This is a genomic window from Paraburkholderia sp. GAS199, from assembly GCF_050436585.1.
Classification (GTDB): Bacteria; Pseudomonadota; Gammaproteobacteria; order Burkholderiales; family Burkholderiaceae; genus Paraburkholderia.
Map to the genome: position 1 here is coordinate 130,288 of NZ_JBNDMM010000008.1, position 25,559 is coordinate 155,846.

Genomic DNA, 25,559 nt, shown 5'->3' on the forward strand with positions numbered 1-25,559 from the left:
TCGGCTATTTGTTCCGCTGGTCCGGTCGCCCGATCCCTTCAATGTTAAAATTCGCCGCAGCAAAGCAGGCCAGGCAGTCGCGGCCTCCGAGGTTTCGGCCAAGGAGGGCGAGGAAAGTCCGGACTCCACAGGGCAGGGTGATGGCTAACGGCCATCCGTGGCGACACGCGGAACAGGGCAACAGAAAGCAAACCGCCGATGGCCCGGCGCAAGCCGGGATCAGGTAAGGGTGAAACGGTGCGGTAAGAGCGCACCGCGGCTGCTGCAAGGCAGACCGGCACGGTAACCTCCACCCGGAGCAATTCCAAGTAGGCTGGCTAGCATCTTCGAGATGCAGGACGGGGCCCCCGTCACGTCAGCGGGTAGGAAGCTTGAGCGCGTCAGTAATGGCGCGCCTAGAGGAATGACTGCTACGCGCGCCGCGTTTTCGAATGCGGCGTGTGCACAGAATCCGGCTTATCGGCCTCGCTTTGCCACCTGACAAAAAAAATGCCGGCGTCCATCTGGACGCCGGCATTTTCTTTTTGTACTCCGTCCTTCTCGCGGCGACGCGCTTAACCCGCGACGATCTCGAACGAATGCGTGAGTTCGGCGGTCTTGGCGATCATGATCGACGCCGAGCAATATTTGTCGTGCGACAGATTGATGGCGCGTTCCACGGTAGCCGGGTTCAGATTCTTGCCGGTCACGGTGAAATGGAAGTGGATCTTCGTGAATACCTTGGGATCTTCGCTGGCGCGCTCGGCTTTCAGTGTTACCGAGCAACCGGCGATTTCCTGGCGACTTTTCTTCAGGATCATCACGACGTCGTAGGCGGTGCAGCCGCCCGTGCCGAGCAGAACCATTTCCATCGGACGCGGCGCGAGGTTGCGGCCGCCGCCTTCCGGCGCGCCATCCATTGCAACCAGATGGCCGCTGCCTGTCTCGGCTGCGAACGCCATCCCGTCTTGCCCCATCCAGCTAACTTTGCATTCCATGCTGTGCTCCACCGCGCTGCGCTTATGTCGAAACGGCATTGTAGCCCGGCGTTTGCGTGTCCGCCCTGGGGTACTTTCGCCACGTTTTATGCGAAATAGCGGCTTGCGTGTTGCGGTGCGGCATGTTCGGCGGATTCGGGGATATCCGGACGAGTTTAGGGGTTTTACTCTAGAGCTTCATGCGGGTGAAATGCCTTGGATTTCGTCGTTGTCTTTGATTTGTATAGCTATTTTTCGATTTTAACCCGCATTTTGCGTATTCCACATTATGGTGTTGAATTTCGTAATGCAAATGTTCTTGCGTCGCACAAGGGTGGGTCATATAATCGGTCCATCGGTTGCAGCAGTGTGCAACCTCCGCTGTCTCCTCCACCTCCTCCTTTGGTGGATTAAACCCGAACCGCTCGTTCGGGTTTTTTTTCGCCCGCGATTTACGCCTGCGACATCGGTTTTGGCCGTCGCCGACGCCATTTTCGAAGCTCGCCGTAGCGGCCGGAATGGCATATCGGGACAGCGACTTAGCCACGTCGTCACCCCATACGTCGCAAGTTTTGACTCGACGTAGCAAATTCCTTTATAATTCAGGGCTTTTCCGCATCCGCGCCCGCGGAGGAAGAACCAGGGAGAGCCTGCACGCGCCTCGATGCGCACACTACAAGCAGGAAAAAATACATTGGGCGCAGCAATTTTTTTGGATCGATCATGAAGACGTTTTCCGCAAAAGCCCATGAGGTTACGCGTGAATGGTACGTGATTGACGCGACGGATAAGGTTCTCGGGCGTGTCGCCAGCGAAGTGGCACACCGTCTTCGCGGCAAGCACAAGCCTGAATTCACTCCGCACGTCGACACCGGTGATTTCATCATCGTTATCAACGCCGGCAAGCTGAAAGTCACGGGCAACAAGGCTACTGACAAGAAGTACTACCGTCACTCGGGTTACCCGGGCGGTATCTATGAAACGACGTTCGGCAAGATGCAAGAACGCTTCCCGGGCCGCGCGCTCGAGAAAGCGGTCAAGGGCATGCTGCCGAAGGGCCCGCTCGGCTACGCGATGATCAAGAAGCTGAAGGTCTACGCTGAAGCAACGCATCCGCATTCGGCACAACAGCCGAAAGCGCTCGAGATCTAAGGGGAGCCCACATGATCGGTAACTGGAATTACGGCACGGGCCGCCGCAAGAGCGCCGTCGCACGCGTGTTCATCAAGGCAGGCAAGGGCGAGATCATTGTGAACGGCAAGCCTATCGCCGATTACTTCTCGCGCGAAACCTCGCTGATGATCGTGCGTCAACCGCTGGAACTCACGAACCACGGCGTCACGTTCGACATCAAAGTCAACGTGAACGGCGGCGGTGAAACGGGTCAAGCTGGTGCGGTTCGCCACGGCATCACCCGCGCGCTGATGGACTACGACGCAACGCTGAAGCCGGAACTGTCGAAGGCTGGCTTCGTTACGCGTGATGCACGTGAAGTCGAACGTAAGAAGGTCGGCTTCCACAAGGCACGTCGCCGGAAGCAATTCTCGAAGCGTTAATCGCTTCGGGTGCGATCCGGCCTTCGGGCTGGAGCGCTGCAAAAGCCGCCAACGCTTTCGCGAAGGCGGCTTTTTTTATGGTCGCGCGTGTTGGAATCGGCGTTGGTGTCGCGCAACCGGCTTGTGTGCCCAACGTTGAATAGCCGACTGGGAGCGGCAGCGGCCGGTCAAAACAGCGGTCGATCGGATATCTGGAAGAACCTATTGATTTTGTGGGCTTCAGCACGATATTGAGATCAGCCCTACAATAGCGGTTAGAAGCTTTTTGGAGAGTTCGAATGAACGCAGTCACCGATACACCCGTGACCGAGATGCCCGCCCCCTTCGTGTTTACCGACGCAGCGGCTGACAAGGTCAAGCAACTGATCGAAGAAGAAGGCAATGCGGACCTCAAACTGCGCGTTTTCGTGCAGGGCGGCGGCTGCTCGGGCTTTCAGTACGGTTTTACGTTTGACGAAGCCGTCAACGAAGACGACACCGTGATGAACAAGAGCGGCGTCCAGCTGCTGATCGATTCGATGAGCTACCAGTATCTGGTCGGCGCGGAGATCGATTACAAGGACGACATCAACGGCGCGCAGTTCGTCATCAAGAACCCGAACGCCACGACCACTTGCGGTTGCGGCTCGTCGTTCTCGGTTTAACGAACGGTTTTAGCTGTAGACCAGGTTTGACAGAAACGGGGCTTCGGCCCCGTTTCTATTTGCACCTCATTCAGCGCGGATAGATCGCGCCCAGCACGCGTTCCGCCGACGCACCCGTGACGGCCGGCAAATTCCCCGGTTGACGAGCCACGCAACGCATCGCCAGCCACGCGAATGCGAGCGGCTCGACCTGACTCGGCGGCACGCCAAGAGCGTCCGTGGTCATGACCGGGACGCCACTCACTCCGCTTTCCTCGAGCGACTCCTGCAACGCACGCATGATCTCCGGATTGCGCGCACCGCCACCACACACGTACACCGCTTTGACGTCCGACGCATGCCGCTCGATTTCGCGCGCGACCGTAACGGCCGTCAGCGCGACCAGCGTGGCCTGCACGTCTGCGGGATCGAGCGCGGCAAACGGTTGTAGCTTTGCGTCGAGCCATTCGGCATTGAAGAGGTCGCGGCCCGTGCTTTTGGGCGGCTGTTGCGCAAAGAAAGGTTCGTCGAGCAGCGCATTGAGCAGCGTGCGATCCACCTGACCGCCCGCCGCGAAGTGACCGTTTTCGTCGAACGGCTTGCCCAGGTGCCGTTGTGCCCACAGATCGAGCAGGGCGTTAGCGGGCCCGCAATCGAAGCCGCGCACACTGCCCGTGGCATTCAGGATCGTGATGTTGCTGATGCCGCCAAGGTTGCAGACGACGCGCGTCTCGTCCTTCGCGCCGAATACCGTGGCGTGAAACGCCGGCACGAGCGGTGCGCCCTGGCCGCCGGCCGCGACATCGCGGCTGCGAAAATCGGCGATCACGTCGATGTGCATCATCTCGGCGAGCAGTGCCGGATTGTTGATCTGCCGCGTGTAGCCTTTCTCCGGCCGGTGCCGCACAGTCTGCCCGTGCACGCCGATCGCGCGAACTTCCGTAGCGGGCACGCGGCTGCTGCGCAGCAGTTCGTGACAACAGACGGTGTAGCGTGTGGCCAGCGCGTTGGCGGCGAGCGCTTCGCGTTCGATTTCGTTGTCGCCCGGCTGCTGTAGCGCGAACAACGCGTCGCGCAGGCCGGCTGCGAACCCGACGAATGCCTCGGCCAGCACCACCGGCGGCTTGCCTTCGGCAAATCTGACGGCCACGCCGTCCACGCCGTCCATGCTGGTGCCGGACATCAGTCCGAAGTAGACGCCGTCTGCGGGGTCTTGCGCCACGTTGCTGCTCCTGTCGATAGTTCGATGCGATCCGTTTTAGCAGATTATCGACGCAAGCGCGCCCGAATATAAAGCGCCGCGGCGCCAACGCACCGCATGAGCGCGCCCAAACCCGCGACAGTGGGCTCGGCGGCGCGCATCTATGGGACAATCTCTTTTTTTCGCGACTTCAAGTTTCCAGCATGAGCACCGAGTCCACCAAGCCCACTCCCGCCTTTCCGATCACCGACGAAGTCCGTCACGCGCTCGCGGTCACCAAACGCGGTGTCGACGAACTGCTGATCGAAGACGAATTTGCGCAAAAGCTCGCGAAGAGCCAGGCAACCGGCACGCCCTTGCGCATCAAGCTCGGGCTCGATCCGACCGCGCCGGACATCCACATCGGCCACACGGTCGTTCTGAACAAGATGCGTCAGTTGCAGGATCTTGGCCACAACGTCATTTTCCTGATCGGCGACTTCACCTCGCTGATCGGCGATCCGTCGGGCCGCAACGCCACGCGCCCGCCGCTCACGCGCGAACAGATCGAATCGAACGCGAAGACGTATTTCGAGCAGGCCGCTCTGGTGCTCGACCGCGAGAAGACCGAAATCCGCTACAACAGCGAATGGTCGATGCCGCTTGGCGCCGACGGCATGATCAAGCTGGCGTCGCGTTACACGGTGGCGCGAATTCTCGAACGCGAAGACTTCACCAAGCGTTATCAGAACGGCCAGCCGATCTCGATCCACGAGTTCCTGTATCCGCTCATGCAGGGCTACGACTCGGTCGCGCTGAACTCGGACCTTGAGCTCGGCGGCACGGATCAGAAGTTCAATCTGCTGGTGGGTCGCGAGTTGCAGAAGCAGTACGGCCAGGAACAGCAGTGCATCCTGACGATGCCGTTGCTCGAAGGGCTCGACGGCGTCGAAAAAATGTCGAAGTCGAAGAACAACTACATCGGCATCAGCGAAAAGCCGACCGACATGTTCGGCAAGCTGATGAGCATCTCCGACGTACTGATGTGGCGTTACTTCGAGTTGCTGTCGTTCCGTCCGATGGCGGAGATCGAGGGCTTCAAGAAGGAAATCGAAGCGGGCCGCAATCCGCGCGATTTCAAGGTGATGCTCGGCCAGGAAATCGTTGCGCGTTTTCACTCGCAAGCCGATGCCGAACGCGCGCTCGAAGATTTCAACCATCGCGCGAAGGGCGGCGTGCCGGACGACATTCCGTCGGTCACGCTCACAGGCGCACCGCTCGCGATCGGCCAGTTGCTCAAGCAGGCGAACCTCGTGCCGTCGACGAGCGAAGCGTCGCGCAACATCGAGCAGGGCGGCGTGAAAATCGACGGCGCGACGGTCTCGGACAAAGCCCTGAAAATCGAAGCCGGCGAATACGTGGTGCAGGTCGGCAAGCGCCGTTTTGCACGCGTCACGCTAACAGCCTGATGCGCATGCCGGTGCACCTCGCGGAGCGAAGCCGATGATCGCGCTGATCCAGCGGGTGCGGCGCGCCGAGGTGCGCGTGGGCGAGCGCGTCACCGGCGCGATCGAGGCGGGACTGCTCGCGCTGGTTTGCGCTGAACGTGGCGACACGGAAGGCGCGGCCGATCGTCTGCTTGCCAAGGTGCTCGGCTATCGCGTGTTTAGCGACGCGGCCGGCAAGATGAATCTGTCGGTGCAAAATCTGGACGGTGCCGGGCGCGCGGGTGGCTTGTTGCTGGTGTCGCAGTTCACGCTGGCGGCCGATACCAACAGTGGTCTGCGTCCGAGTTTCACGCCGGCGGCGCCGCCCGACGAAGGCAAGCGTCTGTTCGATTACTTCGTCGCGGCTGCGCGGACCAGGCATCCGATCGTCGAGACCGGCGAATTCGGCGCCGACATGCAGGTGTCGCTCGTCAACGACGGGCCGGTCACCTTCTGGCTGCAAACCAACGCCTGAACATGGCGGGCATCTCGGTGCGCCCGCCAACGCGTACTTCCTCCAACCGTTTTTGCGACAATAACGGTTCGGCACAACCGGCGAACGGCGCCCATTTCTCTCATGACCACGCAGATTCTGTTCATTCGTCACGGTGAAACCGACTGGAATCGCATCAAGCGAATTCAAGGTCACATCGATATTCCGCTCGCGACCACGGGCCTCGAACAGGCTCAAAAGCTGGCGAGCCGAATCGCGCGGGAAGTGAAGGAAGGCGCGCGGCTCGACGCGATTTATTCGAGCGATCTGCAACGCGCGCAGCAGACGGCGCAGCCCGTTGCGACGGCGCTCGGCTTGCCGCTGCGACTGCGCGAGAATTTGCGCGAACGCTCGTATGGCGCGTTCCAAGGCCACGACAGCGACGAGATCGCCGTGCGCTTCCCCGACGAATTTGCGCATTGGCAAACGCGCGATCCGGGCTTCGCTCCACCCGAGGGCGAATCGCAACGCGCGCTCTATCACCGCGTGGTTCATGCGATCGAACCGCTGGTCGCCGCGCATCCTGGCGGACGGATCGCTGTCGTCGCGCATGGCGGCGTACTGGATTGCGTGCGTCGTTTCGCGGCTAAATTGGCGCTCGATATGCCGCGCGATTATGCGTTGCTGAATACGAGCATCAACATCGTGGACTACGCCGACGACGCCAGCAGCGCGACGATCGTCTCATGGGCCGACGTGTCGCATCTCGACGCACCCGCCGCCGACGATAACTTCAAGCGAGCGCCGGAACCAGGCCGCTGAACCGCGCGCGATCCGGGCGGCTCGCTTATAACTCACCCCTAAATCACCCCGACTCGCGCGCCGGCATCGCCACGCGTCGTCGCGCACGTTTCGACACGCCGTTCACCAGCGCCCAGCGGATCACCGGCGCGACGAGGCGCACGCCGGGTCTCGCAACCGCGCGCCGAAGACCGGCGAAGCGGTCGAAGCCGAGCATGGCTTGCGCCCAGTCGGGCAACAGATCGACACCCGCATTCAACATCAACGTGCCCGCCGGCCGCATCGCCGCGCTCGGTGCGGGCGCGTTCATCAGGATGCGCACGACTTCAGCCGTGCGCTCGCTGGCACCGAGTTCGGGCTGCATGGCGAGCAGATACGCATCGATCTCGGCACGTGAGCGTGGAACGTCGCTAGCGCCGAGCATTTCGGCGATTCGCGCGGTCTCCGCAAAATACTGATTTTGCGCGGCCACCGGCAAATCGGGATTCACGTAGCGCAGATGCGCCGTCATGAAACTCGACACCTCGGCCACATGCACCCACGTCAGCAACGCAGGATCGCTTGCGCGATACGGACGGCCGTCCGGCGCCACACCGCTCACGGCAAGATGAATACGCTTCACGCGGTCGATCAAGGCCAGCGCGTCGTGGCGGCTGCCGTAAGTCGTACCGGCAATGAAAGTCGCCGTGCGACGCAGGCGTCCGAGAATATCGGTGCGAAACGACGAGTGATCCCAAACGCCGGCCAGCGCCAGCGGATGCAGCGCCTGCAAAAGCAGGGCGCTGATGCCGCCGGTCATCATGGAGGTGAAATCCGCGTGGACTTTCCAGCAGACCGAATCGGGTCCGAAAAGGCCGGGGTCGCCCGGCGGCGACGAATAGTCGAGCGTCGGTCCGCTGCCGCTCGTCAGATGCGTGACGCCGGCCGCGAGCTTCGAGCGGATCTTGTGAGTGAGCAGGTGGGCGAGGCCGGAGCGGGATACGGACGCGTTGGCGCGGTCGGCTTGGTCGGACATCGGCTGATCGGCCTCGCGTGAGATTGATGCGCTCAGGTCGCGGCCGAATCCCACAGACCGGGCAGGCCGCTCGATGAATCGGGCGCGGCGAGGCCGAAGTGCCGGTAAGTCAGCAGCGTGGCGACGCGGCCGCGCGGCGTGCGCTGCAGAAAGCCTTGCTGGATCAGATAAGGTTCGAGCACGTCTTCGATGGTGTCGCGTTCTTCGCCGATAGCGGCCGCGAGGTTGTCCACGCCGACCGGGCCGCCGTCGAATTTGTGCAGAATCGCTTCGAGCAGTTTGCGGTCCATCAGATCGAAGCCCACTGCGTCAACGTCGAGCATTCTGAGCGCGGCGTCGGCCACCTGTGCGGTGATGTTGCCGTCGGCCTTGACCTCGGCAAAATCGCGTACGCGGCGCAACAGCCGGTTCGCGATCCGCGGCGTACCGCGCGCGCGTTTGGCGATTTCGAAAGCGCCGTCCGGATGAATCTGCGCGTTCAGCAGCGAGGCCGAACGGGTGACGATGCGCGCGAGTTCTTCGGCGTTGTAAAACTCGAGGCGCGCGACGATGCCGAAGCGATCGCGCAGCGGATTGGTCAGCATGCCCGCGCGCGTGGTGGCGCCGACCAGCGTGAACGGCTGCAGGTCCAGCTTGACGCTGCGCGCAGCCGGCCCTTCGCCGATCATGATGTCGATCTGGTAGTCCTCGAGCGCCGGATACAGAATTTCTTCGACCACCGGCGAGAGCCGGTGAATTTCGTCGATGAAGAGAACGTCGTTGGCTTCGAGATTGGTGAGCAGCGCGGCGAGGTCGCCGGCGCGTTCGAGCACCGGACCGGAGGTTTGCCGCAGATTGACGCCCATTTCCCGCGCAATGATGTGCGCGAGCGTGGTTTTGCCGAGGCCCGGCGGCCCGAACAGCAAGACATGGTCGAGCGATTCGGAGCGGCGCTTGGCGGCCTCGATAAAGATTTCCAGCTGGCCGCGCACTTTTTCCTGCCCGACATATTCTTCGAGCTGGCGCGGACGCAAGGCGCGCTCGAACGCTTCTTCGTTCGGCGAGACGGGCGTGGCCGCGATGATGCGCTCGGCGGCGAGTTTGTCGGTTTCGATCATGGCTTCATTGTACCGCGCGCGCTCCGTTGCGAAACCCGGCCGAACGGCCAGGGTGCGCAGGAGGCGGCGCCGTGCGAAGCTTCATACGGCGTTGAACCCGCCGCGCTGCCAAGGCATGACAGCCCGAGGCATCAGGCCTTGGAGAGCGCCTTCAGTGCGAGCTTGATGCCTTCGGATACGCCCGTGCCGGCCGGCACGTTCTTGACGGCTGCCAGCGCTTCTTTTTCGGAGTAACCCAATGCAAGCAAAGCGTTCAGGATGTCGGATGCATGGTCGGACGCCGATGCCGCGCCGGCCAGCGCGCCCAGATCGGCGCCGATCTTGCCCTTCAGTTCCAGAAGCAGCCGTTCAGCCGTTTTCTTGCCGATGCCGGGTACGCGCGTGAGCCGCGCCGCGTCCTGCATCGTGACCGTCTGCGCCAGTTCGCCCACGCTCATGCCGGAGAGCACGGCGAGCGCCATGCGTGCGCCAATGCCGCTGATCTTCAGCAACTCGCGGAAGGTCGAGCGTTCGTCGGCAGTGGCGAAACCGTAGAGCAGATGCGCGTCTTCGCGCACGATCATTTGCGTCAGCAGCACGACGCGTTCGCCGGTCGAGGGCAGGTTGTAGAACGTGCTCATCGGCACATCGACTTCGTAACCGACGCCGTTGCAGTCCACGAGCAGATGCGGCGGGTTTTTTTCCAGCAGAACGCCGGCAATGCGACCGATCATGGCGAGTTCAATGGTGAGAGAAAGGGCGAGTGTAGCGCAGCGGATGAGCGGCCGATACCGGACAACGAAGCAAGGCGTCAGCCCACCAGACGGCCGCGTCTGACACGCAAACCTTTCTTCGCCAGCGAAGGCGCGATGCCGCCGAGCGTACTGAGGGTGCTGCCGCCGTGGGCGTGACAGATCGCCATGCCGAGGGCGTCGGCGGCGTCGGTGCTGGGCACGCCGGAGAGGTTGAGCAGGCGCACCACCATCTGCTGCATCTGCTCCTTGGTGGCGCGTCCGTAGCCCACCACGGCCTGCTTCAATTGCAGGGCGGTGTACTCGGCGACCGGTACGCCGCCGGCTACGAGTCCGCAGATGGCGGCGCCGCGCGCCTGGCCGAGCAGCAAGGTCGATTGCGGGTTGACGTTGACGAACACTTTTTCGATCGCCGACTGATCGGGCGAATGCTGGCGGATCAGCGTGGAGATGCCTTCGAAAATAGTGCCGAGGCGCGACGGCAGATCGGCGTCGGCAGTCTTGATGACGCCGCTCGCGACGTAGCTGAGCGTATGACCATGCTGATCGATCACGCCGAAGCCCGTTACGCGTAGTCCGGGGTCGATGCCGAGAATTCTCATGTGCTGCCGTCTATGCCGTGAAAACCAGGTGCTTGCGATACTACAACGAACGCGCCGCGTGGCGGGCAACAGTCCTTATTCCCAGTGGAATAAAAACTGCTGCTGAAGGTACGGAATGCACCGGATGGGCAGAGTGCATGACGCAGGGAGTCGCACATGAAACGCTACGCCAATCTCAGTGGCGATTCGGGCGTGTTGGCCTACGAGGTCGGCGCGGACTTCGTCGCGGTTCGCTTCAAGCCGGGTGTGACCTACTGGTACACGGAAGCGGGCGTGGGCGCGAAACACGTCGGCATGCTCGCACGGCTCGGGCAACGAGGGCAGGGCCTCGGCACCTATATCAGTCAGCATGCGGACGTGAAGGCCGGCTACTCGCGCAAGGAGCCGCAAGACTGAGTTCAGAACGCAAACCCGAACCCAGACGTCATCAAAGAAAAACGGCCCGATGCGAATGCCATCGGGCCGTTTTTTCGGATTCGGCCAGCGAGCAGCGCACTATGAGCGCGCCGCTCACAAGGAGGCGAGAGAGGTGAATCAGTGCCGGAAGTGACGCACGCCGGTCAATACCATCGCGATGTTGTGCTCGTCTGCTGCGCTCACCACTTCGTCGTCGCGCATCGAGCCGCCCGGCTGGATCACGCAGGTTGCGCCCGCAGCTACCACCACGTCGAGACCGTCGCGGAACGGGAAGAAGGCATCCGACGCCACCGCCGAACCGGTCAGCGTCAAACCGGCGTTCTGCGCCTTGATGCTCGCAATACGCGCCGAGTCCACGCGGCTCATCTGGCCCGCGCCGACGCCGAGCGTCATGCCGTTCGCGCAGAACACGATTGCGTTCGACTTCACGTACTTCGCGACGCGCCAGGCAAACAGCAGGTCGTCCATTTCCTTCGGCGTGGGGTGACGCTTCGTGACCACGCGCAATTCGTGCGGCTGCACGTTCTTCGAATCGAGCGATTGCACCAGCAGACCGCCGCCGACGCGCTTCAGGTCGAACGCGTTGTGGCCTTCGCCCAGCGCGATTTCGAGCAGACGCACGTTCTGCTTGGCCGCGAATACCTGGCGAGCTGCCGCGCTGAACGACGGCGCGATCAGCACTTCGACGAATTGCTTGGCAACCGCTTGAGCCGCCGCTTCGTCCACTTCGCGGTTGAACGCGATGATGCCGCCGAACGCGGACGTCGGGTCGGTCTGGAACGCCTTCGCATACGCTTCGTTGGCGTTCGCGCCGACCGCCACGCCGCACGGATTGGCGTGCTTGACGATCACGCAGGCCGGCACGTCGAAGGTCTTCACGCATTCCCACGCTGCATCGGAATCGGCGATGTTGTTGTACGACAGTTCCTTGCCCTGCAACTGGTTGTAGTTCGCCAGAGCGCCGGCCGGCACGACGAGGTCGCGATAGAACGCCGCGCTCTGATGCGGGTTCTCGCCGTAACGCAGGTCCTGCACCTTGTCGAAGGCCAGATTGAAGGTGGCCGGGAACGTGTTGCGCGACGAATGTTGCAGTTCGTCGGTCAGACTCGTCAGATAGTTCGTGATCGCGCCGTCGTACTGCGCGGTGTGGGCGAACACCTTGGTAGCCAGACGGAAGTTGGTCTTGTACGACACGGCGTTGCTGTTCGCGCGCATTTCGTCGAGCACGACAGCGTAGTCCGCCGGATCGACCACCACGGTGACGTCGCGGTGATTCTTCGCGGCGGAACGCAGCATGGTCGGGCCGCCGATATCGATGTTCTCGATCGCGTCTTCCAGCGAGCACTCTTCTTTCGACACCGTTTGCACGAACGGATACAGATTCACGACCAGCAGGTCGATCGTCGGAATGTCGTGCTTTTCAAGCGCTGCCATGTGTTCCGGCAGGTCGCGGCGCGCGAGAATGCCGCCGTGCACCTTCGGATGCAGCGTTTTCACGCGCCCGTCCAGCATTTCCGGGAAGCCCGTGTAATCGGCAACTTCGGTGACGGACAGACCTGCGTCCGCGAGAAGTTTCGCGGTGCCGCCGGTCGACAGGATCTTGACGCCTAGGTCGGACAGCGACCTGGCGAAGTCGACGATGCCGGACTTGTCGGAAACGGAGATGAGCGCTTGCTTGATCATGATGAAGACGAAAAGCCGAAGGGAAACGTGGCAGGGCGCGAAAAACTACAACGGACTACAACAAACCGTGCTGTTGCAGTTTCTTGCGCAGCGTATTGCGGTTGATGCCGAGATACTCGGCGGCCAGCGACTGATTGCCGCCGGCCTGCTCGAGCACCACTTCGAGCAGGGGTTTTTCTACGCATGAAATGACCATGTCGTAGACGTCATGCGGATTGGAGCCGTCGAGATCCTGGAAATACATGCCCAGGCTGTCGCGGACAGATTGTTCGATATTGTTCTTGCTCATGCTGCTAGTCGGTCGGTATGGTCCGGCTCACCGTCGTTCTTGTTGAGCGTTTCGTCGACATAGACGAGGCGGTCTGAGATCGCCTTTTGGGCGTCGAAGAACTCGTTGACGGCGAGGAGTTGTTCGCGCGTGGTGTCCAGCGTATTCATGCGGTGCCGGAACACGTTGGCGCCAGAAAGGCCGCGAGTGTACCAGCCGATGTGCTTACGCGCAGTGCGGACCCCGGTAAATTCCCCGTAGAACTCGTAGTGATCTTCGAGATGCTCGTTCATCACCTGCTGGATTTCGTCGATGCGCGGCGGCGGCAGCAATTCGCCCGTTTGCAGGAAATACTCGATCTCGCGGAACAGCCACGGGCGACCTTGCGCCGCGCGGCCGATCATGATGGCGTCGGCGCCGGTGGCGGCGAGAACCTCGCGGGCTTTCTGCGGCGACGTAATGTCGCCGTTGGCCACCACCGGAATGCGCACCGCTGCCTTGACGGCGGCGATGGTCTCGTATTCGGCGTCGCCGTGATAAAGGTCGGCGCGGGTGCGGCCGTGAACCGTGAGCATGGAAATGCCCGCCGCTTCCGCCAGGCGCGCGACGTTCAGCGCATTTTTATTCTCGCGATTCCAGCCGGTGCGGATTTTCAGCGTGACGGGCACCGCGTCGGGTCCGACGCCCACTGCGCCCACCACGGCCTCGACGATGCGCTGCACGAGCGGTTCGTTCTGCAGCAACGCCGAACCGGCCGCCACGTTGCAGACCTTCTTGGCCGGACAACCCATGTTGATGTCGATGATCTGCGCGCCGTTGGCCACGTTGTAGCGGGCGGCCTCGGCCATCATGGCCGGATCGGCGCCCGCGATCTGCACGGAGATCGGCTCGACCTCGCCGGTGTGATTGGCGCGGCGCATGGTCTTTTCGCTTTTCCACAATTGCGCGTTCGAGGCGACCATCTCCGACACCGCGTAGCCCGCGCCCAGCCGCTTGCATAACTGGCGGAAAGGACGGTCGGTGACGCCAGCCATGGGGGCGACGAACAGGTTATTACGCAGATTGTGGGAGCCGAGAGTGGGCATGACGTGGTCGCGCGCTCAGCCGATTGTTCGAAATTCTGTCAATCGGAGCATTCGCGAAATGCGAGGGAAAACCGCTATTTTAACGTTAACAGCCGGTCGGCATCCGCCTTCACCCTGTCGTAACTCATTAAATCTTCTATGAAAGTGGCCGATTTCATAGACCCGGCATCGCGGCCGCCACCGTTCAGCGCCGCTGGCCGAACATCATCTGGCGCGCGAGGGCGGTTTTCACCGGCGGCAGGAATTCGAGCGCGGTGAGCGCGAGGCCGCGCACGATGGCGAGCGGCGGGAAGTCGACGGTAAAAAGGCGCGCGAGCGTGTCGGTGGCGCCGATCGTCAGCCGCCGGTCCAGCGCGCGGCGTTGCGCGAAGCTGGCGAGCGCGAGCGGCGTCGGACCTTCGGTCGAGAGGGCGTCGGCGAGCGCGTGCGCATCCCGCAGACCGAGATTCAACCCTTGTCCCGCCACAGGATGCAGCGTCTGCGCCGCATTGCCGATGGCGACGACGCGACCCTTCACCAGCGTATCGACGGTGTTAAGACCCAGCGGAAACGACGCGCGCCCCTTGATCTGCGTGAACTGTCCCATGCGGTCGCCGAAGGCGGCGCCGAGTTCGGCGAGGAACGCTTCGTCCGGAAGTTGCGCGCGGCGTTCCGCTTCCTCCGGCGCGCAACACCAGACCAGCGCGTAGTTCGCGCCGCGCACGCCGCCTGTTGGCAACAGCGCAATCGGTCCCTGTGACGTGAAGCGTTCCCACGCCACGTGCGGTTGCGGCGCCGACACGGTCACGGTGCCGACCAGCGCGGTCTGTCCGTAATCACGCGAGCCGCGTGAATCGCGCGCATCGTCTTCGCCGGTTTTGCTCTGGTCGCCGAACAGGCCGCCCTCGGCGTTCACCAGAATTCGCGTGCGCAGACTGCGCGTGACGCCCGCGGTTTCGATGGGCAGCGTGACGCCGTCCTGCTCCTGAACCGGCGCGGACGCCGACGTGGAGCGGAACCAGTGCACCGGACTCGCGTGGACCGCTTCGGCGAGTCCGTGCACGATCGAGCCGTAGCGCAGCACGTAGCCGAGCGCCGGCAAACCATGCTCGCGGTGATCGATCAGCGTGCGGCCGAAGTGTCCGCGCTGCGAGACGTGGATGCGTTCGATAGCGGTGGCGTCGGCGGGCCAGCGCAACGGTTCCAGGATCATCCGGCTGCCGTGCGAGACCGCGATCGCGCGCGGATCGGCAATCGAATCCTCCGGCTCGCGTGCGTCGACGAGGGCGATCTTCAGCGCCTGCGTCGCGCTGCGGCGCGCCAGCCAGCCGGCCAGCGCCAGCCCGACCGGACCCGCGCCGACGATCGTCACGTCGAAGTCGAAGTGCTGGTGGGCGGCGGGCTTCAGAATCACCGTCGACGGAGAAACTTCGTTCATTGCGGATTACGTCCTTGTTCCATGTGCGACGCGGGCTTCCTGCATCAGCGCCTCGATCTCGTCGGCGGCCACGGGCACGTCGCGCGTGATGAGCTCGCAACCGTTCGCCGTGACGATGGCGTCGTCTTCGATGCGGATGCCAATGTTCCAGTAGCGCTCGGGTACGCCTTCGGTCGGGCGGATATACAGGCCTGGCTCGATGGTCAGCGTCATGCCCGGCTGCAGCGTGCGCCACGGCAGGGCGCCGGCTTCGTCGCGCGCGGCGCCGCGTTCGCGATAGTCGCCCACGTCGTGCACGTCCATGCCGAGCCAGTGGCCGGTGCGGTGCATGTAGAACGGCGCGTAGGCGCGGCCGGCAATCACGTCGTCCACCGAACCGAATTTCGCGCGATCCAGAATGCCGGTGTCCAGCAAGCCTTGCGACAGCACGCGCACGGCGGCTTGATGCGGATCGTCGAAGGTGGCGCCTGCGCGGGTCGCGTCGACGGCGGCCTGCTGCGCGGCCAGCACGATGTCGTAAATCTCGCGCTGCGCCGGCGTGAAACGGCCGCTGGCCGGGAACGTGCGGGTGATGTCGGACGCATAGCCGTCGAGTTCGCACGCGGCGTCGATCAGGATCAGGTCGCCGTCCTGGGCGATCGCGTTGCCCGCCGGATAGTGCAGCACGCACGCATTCGCGCCCGCCGCCACGATCGACGTATAGGCCGGCGCCTGCGCACCGGACTTGCGGAACGTGTAAAGCAGCTCGGCCTCGAGTTCGTATTCGCGCACGCCCGGATGGCAGGCGGCCATCGCGCGCAGATGCGCCTCGGCGGAGATTTTGCCGGCGCGGCGCATGATCGCGAGTTCGTGGTCGTCCTTGAAAAGACGCATGTCGTCGAGCAGCGGGATCAGGTCGTGCGCAGCCGAGGGCGCGACCACACCGCCGCGGCTTTGCGCGCGTACGGCGTCGAGCCAGCCGCGCACCTGACCGTCGAGTTGCGCCGAGGTGCCGAGCGCATAGTGCAGCGCCGGCTTGTCGGCCAGCACGCGCGGCATGTGCGTGTCGAGTTCGCCGATGGCGAACGCGGCATCGAAGCCAAACGCCTCGCGCGCCGCGTCGGGGCCGAAGCGGAAGCCTTCCCACGTCTCACGCTCGACGTTTTTCTCGCGGCAGAACAGCAGCGCGGCCGGATCGCCCGTGGCGGCGCTGGCATCGAGCACCAGCAGCGCTTCCGGTTCGGTGAAGCCGGTCAGATAGTAGAAGTAGCTGTCGTGCCGGTAGGGGTAGTCGGCGTCGCGGTTGCGCAACTTTTCCGGCGCGGTGGGGACGATGGCGACGCCGCCGCCTGCCGCACGCAGCGCGGCGAGCACGCGCTCGCGGCGCTTGCGGTAAACGTCGATGGCGATGGTGGGTTCGGTCGGCTGGTTCATCGTGCGATTGTAGCGCCCAATGCAGAGAGTTATTTTGCGCCGATACTGACGGCATGAGCGACGCCGGGAGCGAAAACCGGGCGCGCGCGGGCGAGCCGCACGAACCGGCCAGGCCCGGTTGGCCATCCGGCCGGGTAGACTGCGGCGCGACGCCGAGGCAATGTTGCAATCCATCCACAGCGAGCCTCCGTGCGGCTCGCGAAGCGGCGCGGCCGCACCCCGGAATGCGCCGAGCACTTATACTTTCGCCGAATTCAAGAAGAGGCAGATGGAATGATGAAACTCATCGGTTCACTCGGCAGCCCGTACGTCCGCAAGGCGCGGATCGTGCTGGCCGACAAGAAAATCGACTACGAACTGGTGCCCGAGAACGTCTGGGCATCGGATACCAACATTCACGCCTTCAATCCGCTCGGCAAGGTGCCGTGCCTTGTGATGGAAGACGGCGAAGCGGTGTTCGATTCGCGCGTGATCTGCGAATACGTGGACACGCTGTCGCCGGTCGGCAAACTGATTCCGCAGTCGGGCCGCGAACGTGTGGAAGTGCGCTGCTGGGAAGCGCTCGCCGACGGCATTCTGGATGCGGCGGTGCTGATTCGCCTGGAAAGCACGCAGCGCGCGCCCGAGCAACGCGTCGACGCGTGGGTGGCGCGTCAGCAGCGCAAGATCGACGAAGCGCTGATCGCCATGTCGCAGGGTATCGGCAGCAAGACGTGGTGCGCCGGCAATCATTACACGCTGGCGGACATCGCCGTGGGCTGCGCCTTGGGCTATCTGGATTTCCGCATGCCCGAACTCGACTGGCGCGAGTTGTATCCGAATCTGGACAAGCATTTCCAGAAACTCTCGCTGCGTCAGTCGTTCATCGACACCGTGCCGGCGAACTGAACGCGCGGCGCTCGGAAGTAAAAAACGCACGCTCCGGATTCCGGAGCGTGCGTTTTTTTATGCAACCGCGAGGCGATCGAAACTCGCCGACTGCTTAGGGTTTGCCGTTGCCATTGCGGCGGCGCGCGAGTCCCGGACCGAACGCGAAGCCGAACGCCAACAGCAGCAGCGATACCGCGAGCACGGTGTTGTTGCCGCTCGTCACGTAAGGCGTGTTGCCGGTGGTGCCTTGCACCGTGACGTCGAGCGAGCCGACCGTGAACGGCGCCAGCCGTCCGATCACCTTGCCGTTCGCGTCGATCGCGGCGGTCATGCCGGTGTTGGTGGCGCGCAGCATGGGACGGCCGGTTTCGAGCGAGCGCATCCGGGCAATCTGCAAATGCTGATCCAGCGCGATGGTATTGCCGAACCAGGCGAGGTTGGTGGAGTTGACCAGCACGCCGGCCGGCGTCGCGCTCTCGCGGATGTTGCGCGCGATCTCCTCGCCGAAGATGTCCTCGTAGCAGATGTCCAGCGAGACCGGCTGGTTGTGGACGATGAACGGTTTTTGCACTGGCGCGCCGCGCGCGAAATCGCCGAGCGGAATGCTCATCAGATTCACGAACCAGCGGAAACCCCAAGGCACGAATTCACCGAACGGCACGAGATGGTGTTTGTCGTAGCGATACACGTCGCGCGTGCCGGGCGTCACGCCGAACAGGCTGTTGGTGTAGTCGACCACGCGGCCGTCCGGCGTAATCGTGCCGCCGATCGCGCCGAACACGACCGCGCTGCCCGTCGAGTCCGAAAAGTTGCGCACGGCCGAAGCGAACTGCGGCGGCAACTGCTGCGCCAGCACGGGAATGGCGGTTTCCGGCGTGACGATCAGATCGGCCGGCTTCGAGGTGATCATTTGCTGGAACTGATCGATCGCCGCCCGCATGCCGGCTTCCTCGAACTTCATTTCCTGTTTGACGTTGCCTTGCAGCAGACGCACCGTGAGCGGCGCGTTGGCCGGCGTGGTCCATTGCGCGAGCGGCAGCAGCAGACCCGCTGCGATCAGTGCGAGCGCCGTCAGCGCCGGCGTGGCGACGCGCGTGCCGCGCCTGGCACTGTCGACGCCGCGCGGCTCGCGTGCGCGAACCAGCGCCTGCACGATCAGCGCCGCGACCAGCGCCAGCATCCAGCCGACGCCGTACACGCCGGCTACCGGCGCGAAGCCGGCCAGCGGACCGTCCACTTGCGCGTAGCCGCTCGCGAGCCAGGGAAAGCCGGTGAACACGTAACCGCGCAGCCATTCGCCAATGGCCCACGCGCTGGCGAAGGCCAGCGCCCCGTGCCAGGTGGGCGAGAACGGTGGGTCGGCGTCGCGCGCGCCGTTACGTGCATGGCCGGCGCAGAACGACCAGACGCCCGCCGCCAGGGCCGGGTAGATCGCCAGATAGAGCGAGAACAGCACGACCGCGGCGCCGGCGAGCGGCGCGGCCATGCCGCCGTAGTCGTGCATGCTCACGTACAGCCACCAGACGCCGGTGACGTAGTTGCCGAAGCCGAACGCACCGCCGGTGAGCGCGGCGCTTTTCCAGCTGGTAGTGCGCGTGAGCCACGCGAAGAAGAACGCGAAGATGACGAGTTCGAGCCAGCCGCCGTGCGGCGTGGGCGCGAACGAAAGCGTATTTGCAGCGCCGGCCAGCAGCGCGACGAGGTAATGCCAGCGCGGCAAGGTGCGGCGGCGCGCGTCGAGCGTGGCCGGAGCGTCAGGGGAACTCACGCCGCGGCGCGAACGGGAAGTAATCGGGTCGGCCATTGTTGCGCGGTCGGCGTGAGATGTTGAGAAGCGGAGATGAAGCGAAAGAGCGGTGAAAGCGCGGCGTAAAACCGCTCGCTCAGGTCTGCACGTGCTGCGCTTCGCGTTCGCGCTGACCGGCAAGCGGATCGCGGCGCACCAGCAGCATGTGAATCTGGCGGGCGTCGCCGCGCAGAATCTCGAAGATCAGGTCGTCGATGCGGACTTTTTCGCCACGATGCGGCACGCGTCCGAAATGATGCGTGACCAGACCGCCGATCGTGTCGACTTCGTCGTCGGAATAATGCGTGCCGAAGGCTTCGTTGAACTGTTCGATTTCGGTGAGCGCACGCACGCGGAAGCGACCGTCCGGCGAGGCGATGATGTTGCCGCTTTCCTCGTCGAAATCGTATTCGTCTTCGATATCGCCGACGATCTGTTCCAGCACGTCTTCGATCGTGATGAGGCCGGCTACGCCGCCGTACTCGTCGACCACCACAGCGAGGTGATTGCGATTGACGCGGAAGTCGTGCAGCAGCACGTTCAGGCGCTTCGATTCGGGGATAAACACGGCGGGGCGCAGCATGCCGCGCACGTCGAACTCTTCTTCGGCGTAATAGCGCAGCAGGTCTTTCGCCAGCAGCACGCCGATGATGTTGTCGCGATTGCCTTCGAACACCGGATAGCGCGAGTGCGCTTTTTCCAGCACGTACGGAATGAATTCGGCGGGATTGTCCGCGATGTTGATCGCGTCCATTTGTGCGCGCGGCACCATGATGTCGCGGGCGCTGAGTTCGGACACCTGGAACACGCCTTCGATCATGGAGAGCGAATCGGCGTCGATCAGGTTGCGCTCGTGCGCGTCCTGCAGGATTTCCAGAAGTTCCGCGCGCGAGTCGGGCTCGGGCGAGATGAAGTCGGTCAGACGCTCGAGGAGTGAGCGCTTTTCTTGCGGTTTGTCGGTTTGGCGTCGACTGGGATACGTGTCGTTCATGTTAGTGCGCCCGGCGAGACTGGGCGCGCTGTTGCAGAGCGTTAAGGATACACCAGGCACATGGCAGGACCGTGTCCCGCTGCGCTGGCCGATGGGTGAAGCTGGTGCGGACCGTTCCGCCGGATGGGCGGGACGTGGGTCAATCCTAACTGATTACGCCGGGAAAAGTGTTGCAGCACAAAAATGCACGTTTGCGGCGGGCGTCGCGCCGGTATGACGCGCGGCAGGCGGGTCAGGACTGCCCGGCGTCGCGGCTTTGCGCGCGGCAGCGTTCGAGCAGGGCTTCCAGTGCGCGGTCGGGCATGCCGCTCTCACGCAGAGCGTGCACGGTGCGGCTGACGTAATCGAGCGTGGTGCCGTAGCGGCCGCTCGCGCAGCCGAACACGGTCTTGACGACGTCATCGCGCAGCTTGCCGGTATAGCTCGGCACGTCGCGACGCATGACGAAGGCGAGGGCGTCGACGCGCCGGCCGTCGGCGAGCACGCAGGGCAGCCACGCCGGCCGGTACGAACCCATCGCCATTTCGCGGCGCCAGAGCGCTTCCAGATGAGGCATCGCGCCTTCCGCGGCGAGCCGGAACGCGATGCCCGTGCACGAGCCGCCGCGATCGAGCGCGAGCACGAGGCCGGGTTGGTCGGGCGTACCGCGATTCACCCGCGACCAAAGATACAGGCCGCGATGGTAGCCGTGCACTTTGGAGCGCGTGGCTTCGACTGTCGGCAGGCCGGGGTTCCAGATCAGCGAGCCATAGCCGAAGAGCCACAGATCGGTTTCGCGATTCCAGTCGCGCAACGTGCATTCGAGCGACGCACGCAACTCCTCGTCGGTCAGCAGCCGCGATTCGCCGAGCGCCGGCGGGTAGTCCGGGCAGGGCGTTCGGGTATCGACGTCAGGAGGCGAGGTGCTCACGGCAGTTTTCGGAAGATTGAGCGGCTATTGATAGGGATCGGGAAATCCGAGCTTGCCGAGAATTTCCGTTTCGATCGCTTCCATTTCCTCGGCTTCTTCCTCGACCTCGTGATCGTAACCCTGCGCGTGAAGCGTGCCGTGCACCAGCAGATGCGCGTAGTGCGCGAGAAGCGGTTTGCCCTGTTCGGCGGCTTCTTTTTCCACCACCGGACAGCACAGGATCAGGTCGCCCGTGACCGGGTCGTCTTCCGACTCGGCGTAGGCGAAGGTCAGCACGTTGGTGGAGTAGTCCTTGCCGCGGTAGGTGCGGTTCAGCGTTCGGCCTTCCTCGGCATCGACGAAACGCACGGTCAGTTCGCCGTCTGCGAAGAGCGCCGCCTTGATCCAGCCGGCCACGGTGGCGCGCGGCAGCAGCGCCTTGTGTTCCGGCCAGGCTTTGGCGGCGGGGAATTGCAGATTCAACGTCAGTTTCGGTGTGCGGCTCATGCGTGATCGATTGGGTGCTTCAGTTCGGTCGAATGCTTCAAAGGTGTGGGAACGGCTGTGGCCTGCCGGCCATCAGCGCGAATCCGTCGGACCGGCGTTTTTCTGCGAATGCGCATCGTACGCCTCCACAATTCGCGCGACCAGCGGATGCCGCACCACGTCGGCGCTGGTGAAGCGCGTAATCGCGATGCCGCGCACGTCTGAGAGCACCTGCTGCGCTTCGATCAGGCCGCTCTTGTGTCCGCGCGGCAGGTCGACCTGGGTGGTGTCGCCCGTCACCACGGCCTTCGAGCCGAAGCCGATACGCGTGAGGAACATCTTCATCTGCTCGGGCGTGGTGTTCTGCGCCTCGTCGAGGATGATGAACGCGTGGTTCAGCGTGCGGCCGCGCATGTACGCGAGCGGCGCGATTTCGATCATTTGCCGCTCGAACATCTTGGCGGTTTTATCGAAGCCGAGCAGGTCGTACAGCGCGTCGTACAGCGGACGCAGATATGGATCGACCTTCTGCGCGAGATCGCCCGGCAGGAAGCCGAGACGCTCGCCTGCTTCGACAGCCGGCCGCGTCAGCACGATGCGTTTCACCTGATCGCGTTCCAGCGCGTCGACGGCGCAGGCCACGGCCAGATACGTCTTACCCGTACCCGCCGGTCCGATGCCGAAAGTGACGTCGTGCGAAATGATCTGCTTCAGGTAGTCGCGCTGTGCCGGCGTGCGGCCGCGCAGGTCGGCGCGGCGCGTGTACAGCTTCGGACCGAGTTCTTCGAGATCGTCTTCGCCATTGTCGGCAGGCTGGTCGAACGGATGGTCGGGATTGCCGGGAAAGCGCGGATCGACCGCTTCCGTGCCGTTGCTGCTGCCGTTCGCGCGATGCCGCGCCGGATGCCGCACTTCGACCAGCGCGAGCTGAATGTCGTCGACCGACAGCGGCTTGAGCGCGTTGTTGTAGAAGTTTTCGAGCGCGGTGAGCGCGAGTTTCGCGCCGCGCCCGCGGATCGTGATGCGGTGGCCCCGGCGTTGCAGTGTGACGTCGAGCGCCTGCTCGATCTGCCGCAGGTTTTCGTCGAGCGGGCCGCAGAGGTTGGCGAGCCGCGCGTTGTCTTCGCGCGGAGCGGTGAATTCCAGATGCTGCTGAGTGGTCTTCAAGGCGGTGGATCGATCCTGTCGGTTTCGATGCTGCTGAATGGGTTAATGCGCGGTCGCGCTGGCGTCGTCGTGCACGAGCACGAGTTCGCCGCGTAGCGAATGTGGGTACGCATGGACGATTTTCACGTCGACCATTTGACCGATCAGCCGCGCGTGCGAGGCGAGCGGCACCGGGAAATTCACCACGCGGTTGTTCTCGGTGCGGCCCGCGAGTTCGTTCGGGTCTTTACGTGCCGGACGTTCGACCAGAATACGCTCGATCTTGCCGACCATCGAATCGCTGATGCGCTGCACGTTTTCTTCGATCGTAGCCTGAAGATGTTGCAGGCGCTTGAGCTTGACCTCGCGCGGCGTGTCGTCGTGCAGATTAGCCGCCGGCGTGCCGGGACGCGGGCTGTAGATGAACGAGAAGCTGGTGTCGTACTTCATCTCGTGCACGAGCGCCATCATCTTGTCGAAGTCTTCTTCCGTTTCGCCCGGGAAGCCGACGATCATGTCCGTGGACAGCGACAGGTCCGGGCGGATCGCGCGCAGCTTGCGAATCAACGATTTGTATTCGAGCACGGTATAACCGCGCTTCATGGCCATCAGGATGCGGTCGGAGCCGTGCTGCACGGGCAGGTGCAGGTGGCTGACCAGCTTGGGCACCTTCGCGTAGGTATCGATCAGGCGTTGCGTGAATTCCTTCGGATGCGACGTGGTGTAGCGAATCCGCTCGATGCCCGGAATCTCGGCAACGTATTCGATCAGGGTGGCGAAGTCGGCGATCTCGTTCGAGCCGAGCGTGAGACCGGCGCGATAGGCGTTCACGTTCTGGCCGAGCAGCGTGACTTCGCGCACGCCCTGGTCGGCGAGACCGGCGATTTCGGTCAGCACGTCGTCGAGCGGACGCGACACTTCTTCACCGCGCGTATAAGGCACGACGCAGTAGCTGCAATACTTGCTGCAGCCTTCCATGATGGAAACGAACGCGCTCGGACCGTCGACGCGCGCCGGCGGCAGATGGTCGAACTTTTCGATTTCCGGGAACGTGATGTCGACCTGCGCGCGACCGCTTTCGCGGCGCTTGTCGATCATTTGCGGCAGACGGTGCAGCGTTTGCGGACCGAATACCAGATCGACGTACGGTGCGCGCGCAACGATCGACGCGCCTTCCTGGCTGGCCACGCAACCGCCCACGCCGATAATCAGATCGGGTTTCGCTTCTTTCAGCTCGCGCACGCGGCCGAGGTCGGAGAACACTTTTTCCTGGGCTTTTTCGCGCACCGAGCACGTGTTGAACAGAATGACGTCGGCGTCTTCCGGCGTGTCGGTTTTCACGAGTCCGTCGGCCGCGCCGAGTACGTCGACCATCTTGTCGGAGTCGTACTCGTTCATCTGGCAGCCAAAGGTCTTTACATAAACTTTCTTGATCATCGTTTTTCGCCGGTCGCAGTGGTTAACCTGGGGGCGTCGTATAAAAGGTGAAGTGGGGTGAAAACGCGGGCGGCGCTTTCAGGCGCCGCGGGCTCGCGGCCTTGCCGACGTGCGTTGGCGGCACCGGCCTGCACGCTTTCAGCGTAGCTCAATATTATAGCCCTTCATTAAAAGCGGTTTCTGCCGCACCGCCGTGCTCCCGTGCGTGCGGCGGCAGTCCCAGCAGGCCTTCCAGTTCGCCCGCCACCTGCGCGAAACGCTCGCTGAGGAAGTCCAGCAGCACGCGCACGCGGGGCGCCATGAAGCGGTTGCGGTGATAAAGGGCGTGCAGCGGCGCGTCCGGATAACGCCACTCCGGCAGCAGGATTTTCAGGCCGTCGCTGCGCAAATCGGCTTCCACGTCCCACATCGACTTGATGACGATGCCGTAGCCGCGCAGCGCCCATTCGCGGGCGACGGCGCCGTCGTTGGTCTCGCGGGCGGTTTCGAACGGCACCGTGTAGTGCTGCACTTCGTCGCCGCGCGTGAAGCGCCATTCGTTGGCGAGGCCGGACGCCGTGCCGAGCACGATGCAGTCGAAATTGGCCAGATCGTGCGGATCTTTGGGCTCGCCCTTGCGGGCGATGTATTCCGGCGACGCGCACAGCACGCGCCGGTTCGGCGCCAGCTTGCGCGCCACCAGCGAACTGTCCTGCGGCACGCCGAAGCGGATCGCGAGGTCGATGTCTTCCTGCACGAGATTCGACAGCGAGTCGGAGAGCGTCAGCGCGAAAGTCACTTCCGGATAGAGCGCGTTGAACTCGTCGAGCCAGTGCATCAGCAGATTGCGGCCGAAATCCGAGGTCGCGGACACGCGCACCTTGCCGCGCACCACGCCTTGGCCCGCCTGCAGCGCGGCTTCGGCGTCGTCGAGCGATTGCAGGGCCTGGCGGCAGCAGTTCAGGTAGAGGCGGCCTTCGTCCGTGAGCCGAAGCTGCCGCGTGGTGCGCTCGAACAGGCGCGCCTTCAGGCCGGCTTCGAGCTTGGCGAGGCGCGCGCTGGCGGCGGCCGGCGTCAAGCCCATCTTGCGTCCCGCCGCCGACAGGCTGCCCTGTTGCGCGGCTTCGACGAACAGGCGGATGTCACCGAGGTTGTCCATGGCGTCTGGTCTGACTTTCAAAGGCGATTTGATAATGCTTCAAATGCTACGC

Annotated in this window: 26 protein-coding genes and 1 other RNA gene; 9 read left to right on the top strand and 18 right to left on the bottom strand. The window is 63.5% G+C overall.

Features of this window, described 5'->3' with window-relative positions; all coding sequences use genetic code 11:
- Nucleotides 1-61 precede the first annotated feature (61 nt).
- Nucleotides 62-476, top strand: an RNA gene (gene rnpB / locus P3T18_RS27450) — RNase P RNA component class A.
- Nucleotides 477-554: 78 nt separating this feature from the next.
- On the opposite strand, the gene P3T18_RS27455 is transcribed toward rnpB, so the two are convergent.
- Entirely contained in the window at nt 555-977 is a 423-nt protein-coding gene (locus P3T18_RS27455) for an OsmC family protein (RefSeq protein ID WP_429303108.1), read from the bottom strand.
- Between the two features lie 702 nt (nt 978-1,679).
- Between P3T18_RS27455 and rplM the strand changes: the two genes are divergently transcribed.
- The 3 genes from rplM (at nt 1,680) to erpA (ending at nt 3,156) form a co-directional block, all read left to right on the top strand.
- Entirely contained in the window at nt 1,680-2,108 is a 429-nt protein-coding gene (gene rplM, locus P3T18_RS27460) for a 50S ribosomal protein L13 (RefSeq protein ID WP_020069304.1), read from the top strand.
- 11 nt (nt 2,109-2,119) lie between these two features.
- A complete protein-coding gene (gene rpsI, locus P3T18_RS27465; protein WP_007180423.1) occupies nt 2,120-2,512 on the top strand; it encodes a 30S ribosomal protein S9 in 393 nt (130 codons plus the stop codon).
- Nucleotides 2,513-2,790: 278 nt separating this feature from the next.
- On the top strand, nt 2,791-3,156 hold the full coding sequence (gene erpA / locus P3T18_RS27470; protein WP_007180424.1) for an iron-sulfur cluster insertion protein ErpA: 366 nt from the start codon (nt 2,791-2,793) through the stop codon (nt 3,154-3,156).
- 70 nt (nt 3,157-3,226) lie between these two features.
- Here erpA and P3T18_RS27475 read toward each other — a convergent pair whose 3' ends face one another.
- Nucleotides 3,227-4,357: an anhydro-N-acetylmuramic acid kinase gene (locus P3T18_RS27475; protein WP_429303109.1), complete on the bottom strand. Its 1,131-nt coding sequence runs from the start codon at nt 4,355-4,357 to the stop codon at nt 3,227-3,229.
- A gap of 182 nt (nt 4,358-4,539) precedes the next feature.
- Here P3T18_RS27475 and tyrS point away from each other — a divergent pair, with 182 nt between their 5' ends.
- The 3 genes from tyrS to P3T18_RS27490 all read left to right on the top strand — a co-directional run bounded on the left by tyrS (nt 4,540) and on the right by P3T18_RS27490 (nt 7,057).
- Nucleotides 4,540-5,784: a tyrosine--tRNA ligase gene (gene tyrS / locus P3T18_RS27480; protein ID WP_429303110.1), complete on the top strand. Its 1,245-nt coding sequence runs from the start codon at nt 4,540-4,542 to the stop codon at nt 5,782-5,784.
- A gap of 34 nt (nt 5,785-5,818) precedes the next feature.
- On the top strand, nt 5,819-6,277 hold the full coding sequence (dtd, locus tag P3T18_RS27485; protein WP_429303111.1) for a D-aminoacyl-tRNA deacylase: 459 nt from the start codon (nt 5,819-5,821) through the stop codon (nt 6,275-6,277).
- A 102-nt stretch (nt 6,278-6,379) separates the two neighbouring features.
- The gene (locus P3T18_RS27490) at nt 6,380-7,057 is read left to right on the top strand and encodes a histidine phosphatase family protein (protein ID WP_429303112.1); all 678 of its coding nucleotides are present in this window, start codon (nt 6,380-6,382) and stop codon (nt 7,055-7,057) included.
- 43 nt (nt 7,058-7,100) lie between these two features.
- On the opposite strand, the gene P3T18_RS27495 is transcribed toward P3T18_RS27490, so the two are convergent.
- The 4 genes from P3T18_RS27495 to ruvC form a co-directional block, all read right to left on the bottom strand.
- Nucleotides 7,101-8,051 (bottom strand): oxygenase MpaB family protein, encoded by a 951-nt coding sequence (locus P3T18_RS27495; RefSeq protein WP_429303113.1) that lies wholly within the window; start codon nt 8,049-8,051, stop codon nt 7,101-7,103.
- A gap of 32 nt (nt 8,052-8,083) precedes the next feature.
- Entirely contained in the window at nt 8,084-9,148 is a 1,065-nt protein-coding gene (ruvB, locus tag P3T18_RS27500) for a Holliday junction branch migration DNA helicase RuvB (RefSeq protein WP_429303114.1), read from the bottom strand.
- 131 nt (nt 9,149-9,279) lie between these two features.
- Nucleotides 9,280-9,861 carry a Holliday junction branch migration protein RuvA gene (gene ruvA / locus P3T18_RS27505; protein WP_429303115.1) on the bottom strand — a complete coding sequence of 194 codons (582 nt, stop codon included), beginning with the start codon at nt 9,859-9,861 and terminating at the stop codon, nt 9,280-9,282.
- A gap of 77 nt (nt 9,862-9,938) precedes the next feature.
- Nucleotides 9,939-10,481 carry a crossover junction endodeoxyribonuclease RuvC gene (gene ruvC / locus P3T18_RS27510; RefSeq protein WP_429303116.1) on the bottom strand — a complete coding sequence of 181 codons (543 nt, stop codon included), beginning with the start codon at nt 10,479-10,481 and terminating at the stop codon, nt 9,939-9,941.
- A 156-nt stretch (nt 10,482-10,637) separates the two neighbouring features.
- Between ruvC and P3T18_RS27515 the strand changes: the two genes are divergently transcribed.
- Nucleotides 10,638-10,877 carry a hypothetical protein gene (locus P3T18_RS27515; protein WP_429303117.1) on the top strand — a complete coding sequence of 80 codons (240 nt, stop codon included), beginning with the start codon at nt 10,638-10,640 and terminating at the stop codon, nt 10,875-10,877.
- Nucleotides 10,878-11,015: 138 nt separating this feature from the next.
- On the opposite strand, the gene purH is transcribed toward P3T18_RS27515, so the two are convergent.
- The 5 genes from purH to P3T18_RS27540 all read right to left on the bottom strand — a co-directional run bounded on the left by purH (nt 11,016) and on the right by P3T18_RS27540 (nt 16,764).
- On the bottom strand, nt 11,016-12,581 hold the full coding sequence (gene purH / locus P3T18_RS27520; protein WP_429303118.1) for a bifunctional phosphoribosylaminoimidazolecarboxamide formyltransferase/IMP cyclohydrolase: 1,566 nt from the start codon (nt 12,579-12,581) through the stop codon (nt 11,016-11,018).
- 55 nt (nt 12,582-12,636) lie between these two features.
- Nucleotides 12,637-12,870 (bottom strand): Fis family transcriptional regulator, encoded by a 234-nt coding sequence (locus tag P3T18_RS27525; RefSeq protein WP_007180440.1) that lies wholly within the window; start codon nt 12,868-12,870, stop codon nt 12,637-12,639.
- On the bottom strand, nt 12,867-13,934 hold the full coding sequence (dusB, locus tag P3T18_RS27530) for a tRNA dihydrouridine synthase DusB (RefSeq protein ID WP_429303119.1): 1,068 nt from the start codon (nt 13,932-13,934) through the stop codon (nt 12,867-12,869). Before dusB ends, P3T18_RS27525 begins: the two co-directional genes overlap by 4 nt.
- 184 nt (nt 13,935-14,118) lie before the next feature.
- Complete coding sequence (locus P3T18_RS27535) at nt 14,119-15,351, bottom strand: UbiH/UbiF/VisC/COQ6 family ubiquinone biosynthesis hydroxylase (RefSeq protein WP_429303120.1); 1,233 nt, start codon at nt 15,349-15,351, stop codon at nt 14,119-14,121.
- A 6-nt stretch (nt 15,352-15,357) separates the two neighbouring features.
- Nucleotides 15,358-16,764, bottom strand: a complete 1,407-nt coding sequence (locus tag P3T18_RS27540; protein ID WP_429303121.1) for an aminopeptidase P N-terminal domain-containing protein — start codon at nt 16,762-16,764, stop codon at nt 15,358-15,360.
- A gap of 273 nt (nt 16,765-17,037) precedes the next feature.
- On the opposite strand from P3T18_RS27540, the gene P3T18_RS27545 reads away from it, so the two are divergent.
- Nucleotides 17,038-17,652 carry a glutathione S-transferase N-terminal domain-containing protein gene (locus P3T18_RS27545; protein ID WP_429303122.1) on the top strand — a complete coding sequence of 205 codons (615 nt, stop codon included), beginning with the start codon at nt 17,038-17,040 and terminating at the stop codon, nt 17,650-17,652.
- Between the two features lie 94 nt (nt 17,653-17,746).
- On the opposite strand, the gene lnt is transcribed toward P3T18_RS27545, so the two are convergent.
- From lnt to P3T18_RS27580, 7 genes are all read right to left on the bottom strand, one after another.
- Nucleotides 17,747-19,438 carry an apolipoprotein N-acyltransferase gene (gene lnt, locus P3T18_RS27550; RefSeq protein WP_429303123.1) on the bottom strand — a complete coding sequence of 564 codons (1,692 nt, stop codon included), beginning with the start codon at nt 19,436-19,438 and terminating at the stop codon, nt 17,747-17,749.
- Nucleotides 19,439-19,517: 79 nt separating this feature from the next.
- Complete coding sequence (locus P3T18_RS27555) at nt 19,518-20,411, bottom strand: HlyC/CorC family transporter (RefSeq protein WP_429303124.1); 894 nt, start codon at nt 20,409-20,411, stop codon at nt 19,518-19,520.
- Nucleotides 20,412-20,643: 232 nt separating this feature from the next.
- Nucleotides 20,644-21,321, bottom strand: coding sequence for a gamma-glutamylcyclotransferase (locus tag P3T18_RS27560; RefSeq protein WP_429303125.1), 678 nt, complete (start codon nt 21,319-21,321; stop codon nt 20,644-20,646).
- A gap of 24 nt (nt 21,322-21,345) precedes the next feature.
- Nucleotides 21,346-21,807 (bottom strand): rRNA maturation RNase YbeY, encoded by a 462-nt coding sequence (ybeY, locus tag P3T18_RS27565; RefSeq protein WP_408424095.1) that lies wholly within the window; start codon nt 21,805-21,807, stop codon nt 21,346-21,348.
- A 72-nt stretch (nt 21,808-21,879) separates the two neighbouring features.
- Nucleotides 21,880-22,953: a PhoH family protein gene (locus tag P3T18_RS27570; RefSeq protein ID WP_429303126.1), complete on the bottom strand. Its 1,074-nt coding sequence runs from the start codon at nt 22,951-22,953 to the stop codon at nt 21,880-21,882.
- A 42-nt stretch (nt 22,954-22,995) separates the two neighbouring features.
- Nucleotides 22,996-24,369 carry a tRNA (N6-isopentenyl adenosine(37)-C2)-methylthiotransferase MiaB gene (gene miaB, locus P3T18_RS27575; protein WP_429303127.1) on the bottom strand — a complete coding sequence of 458 codons (1,374 nt, stop codon included), beginning with the start codon at nt 24,367-24,369 and terminating at the stop codon, nt 22,996-22,998.
- A 154-nt stretch (nt 24,370-24,523) separates the two neighbouring features.
- On the bottom strand, nt 24,524-25,507 hold the full coding sequence (locus tag P3T18_RS27580; RefSeq protein WP_429303128.1) for a LysR family transcriptional regulator: 984 nt from the start codon (nt 25,505-25,507) through the stop codon (nt 24,524-24,526).
- Between the last annotated feature and the right edge of the window lie 52 nt (nt 25,508-25,559).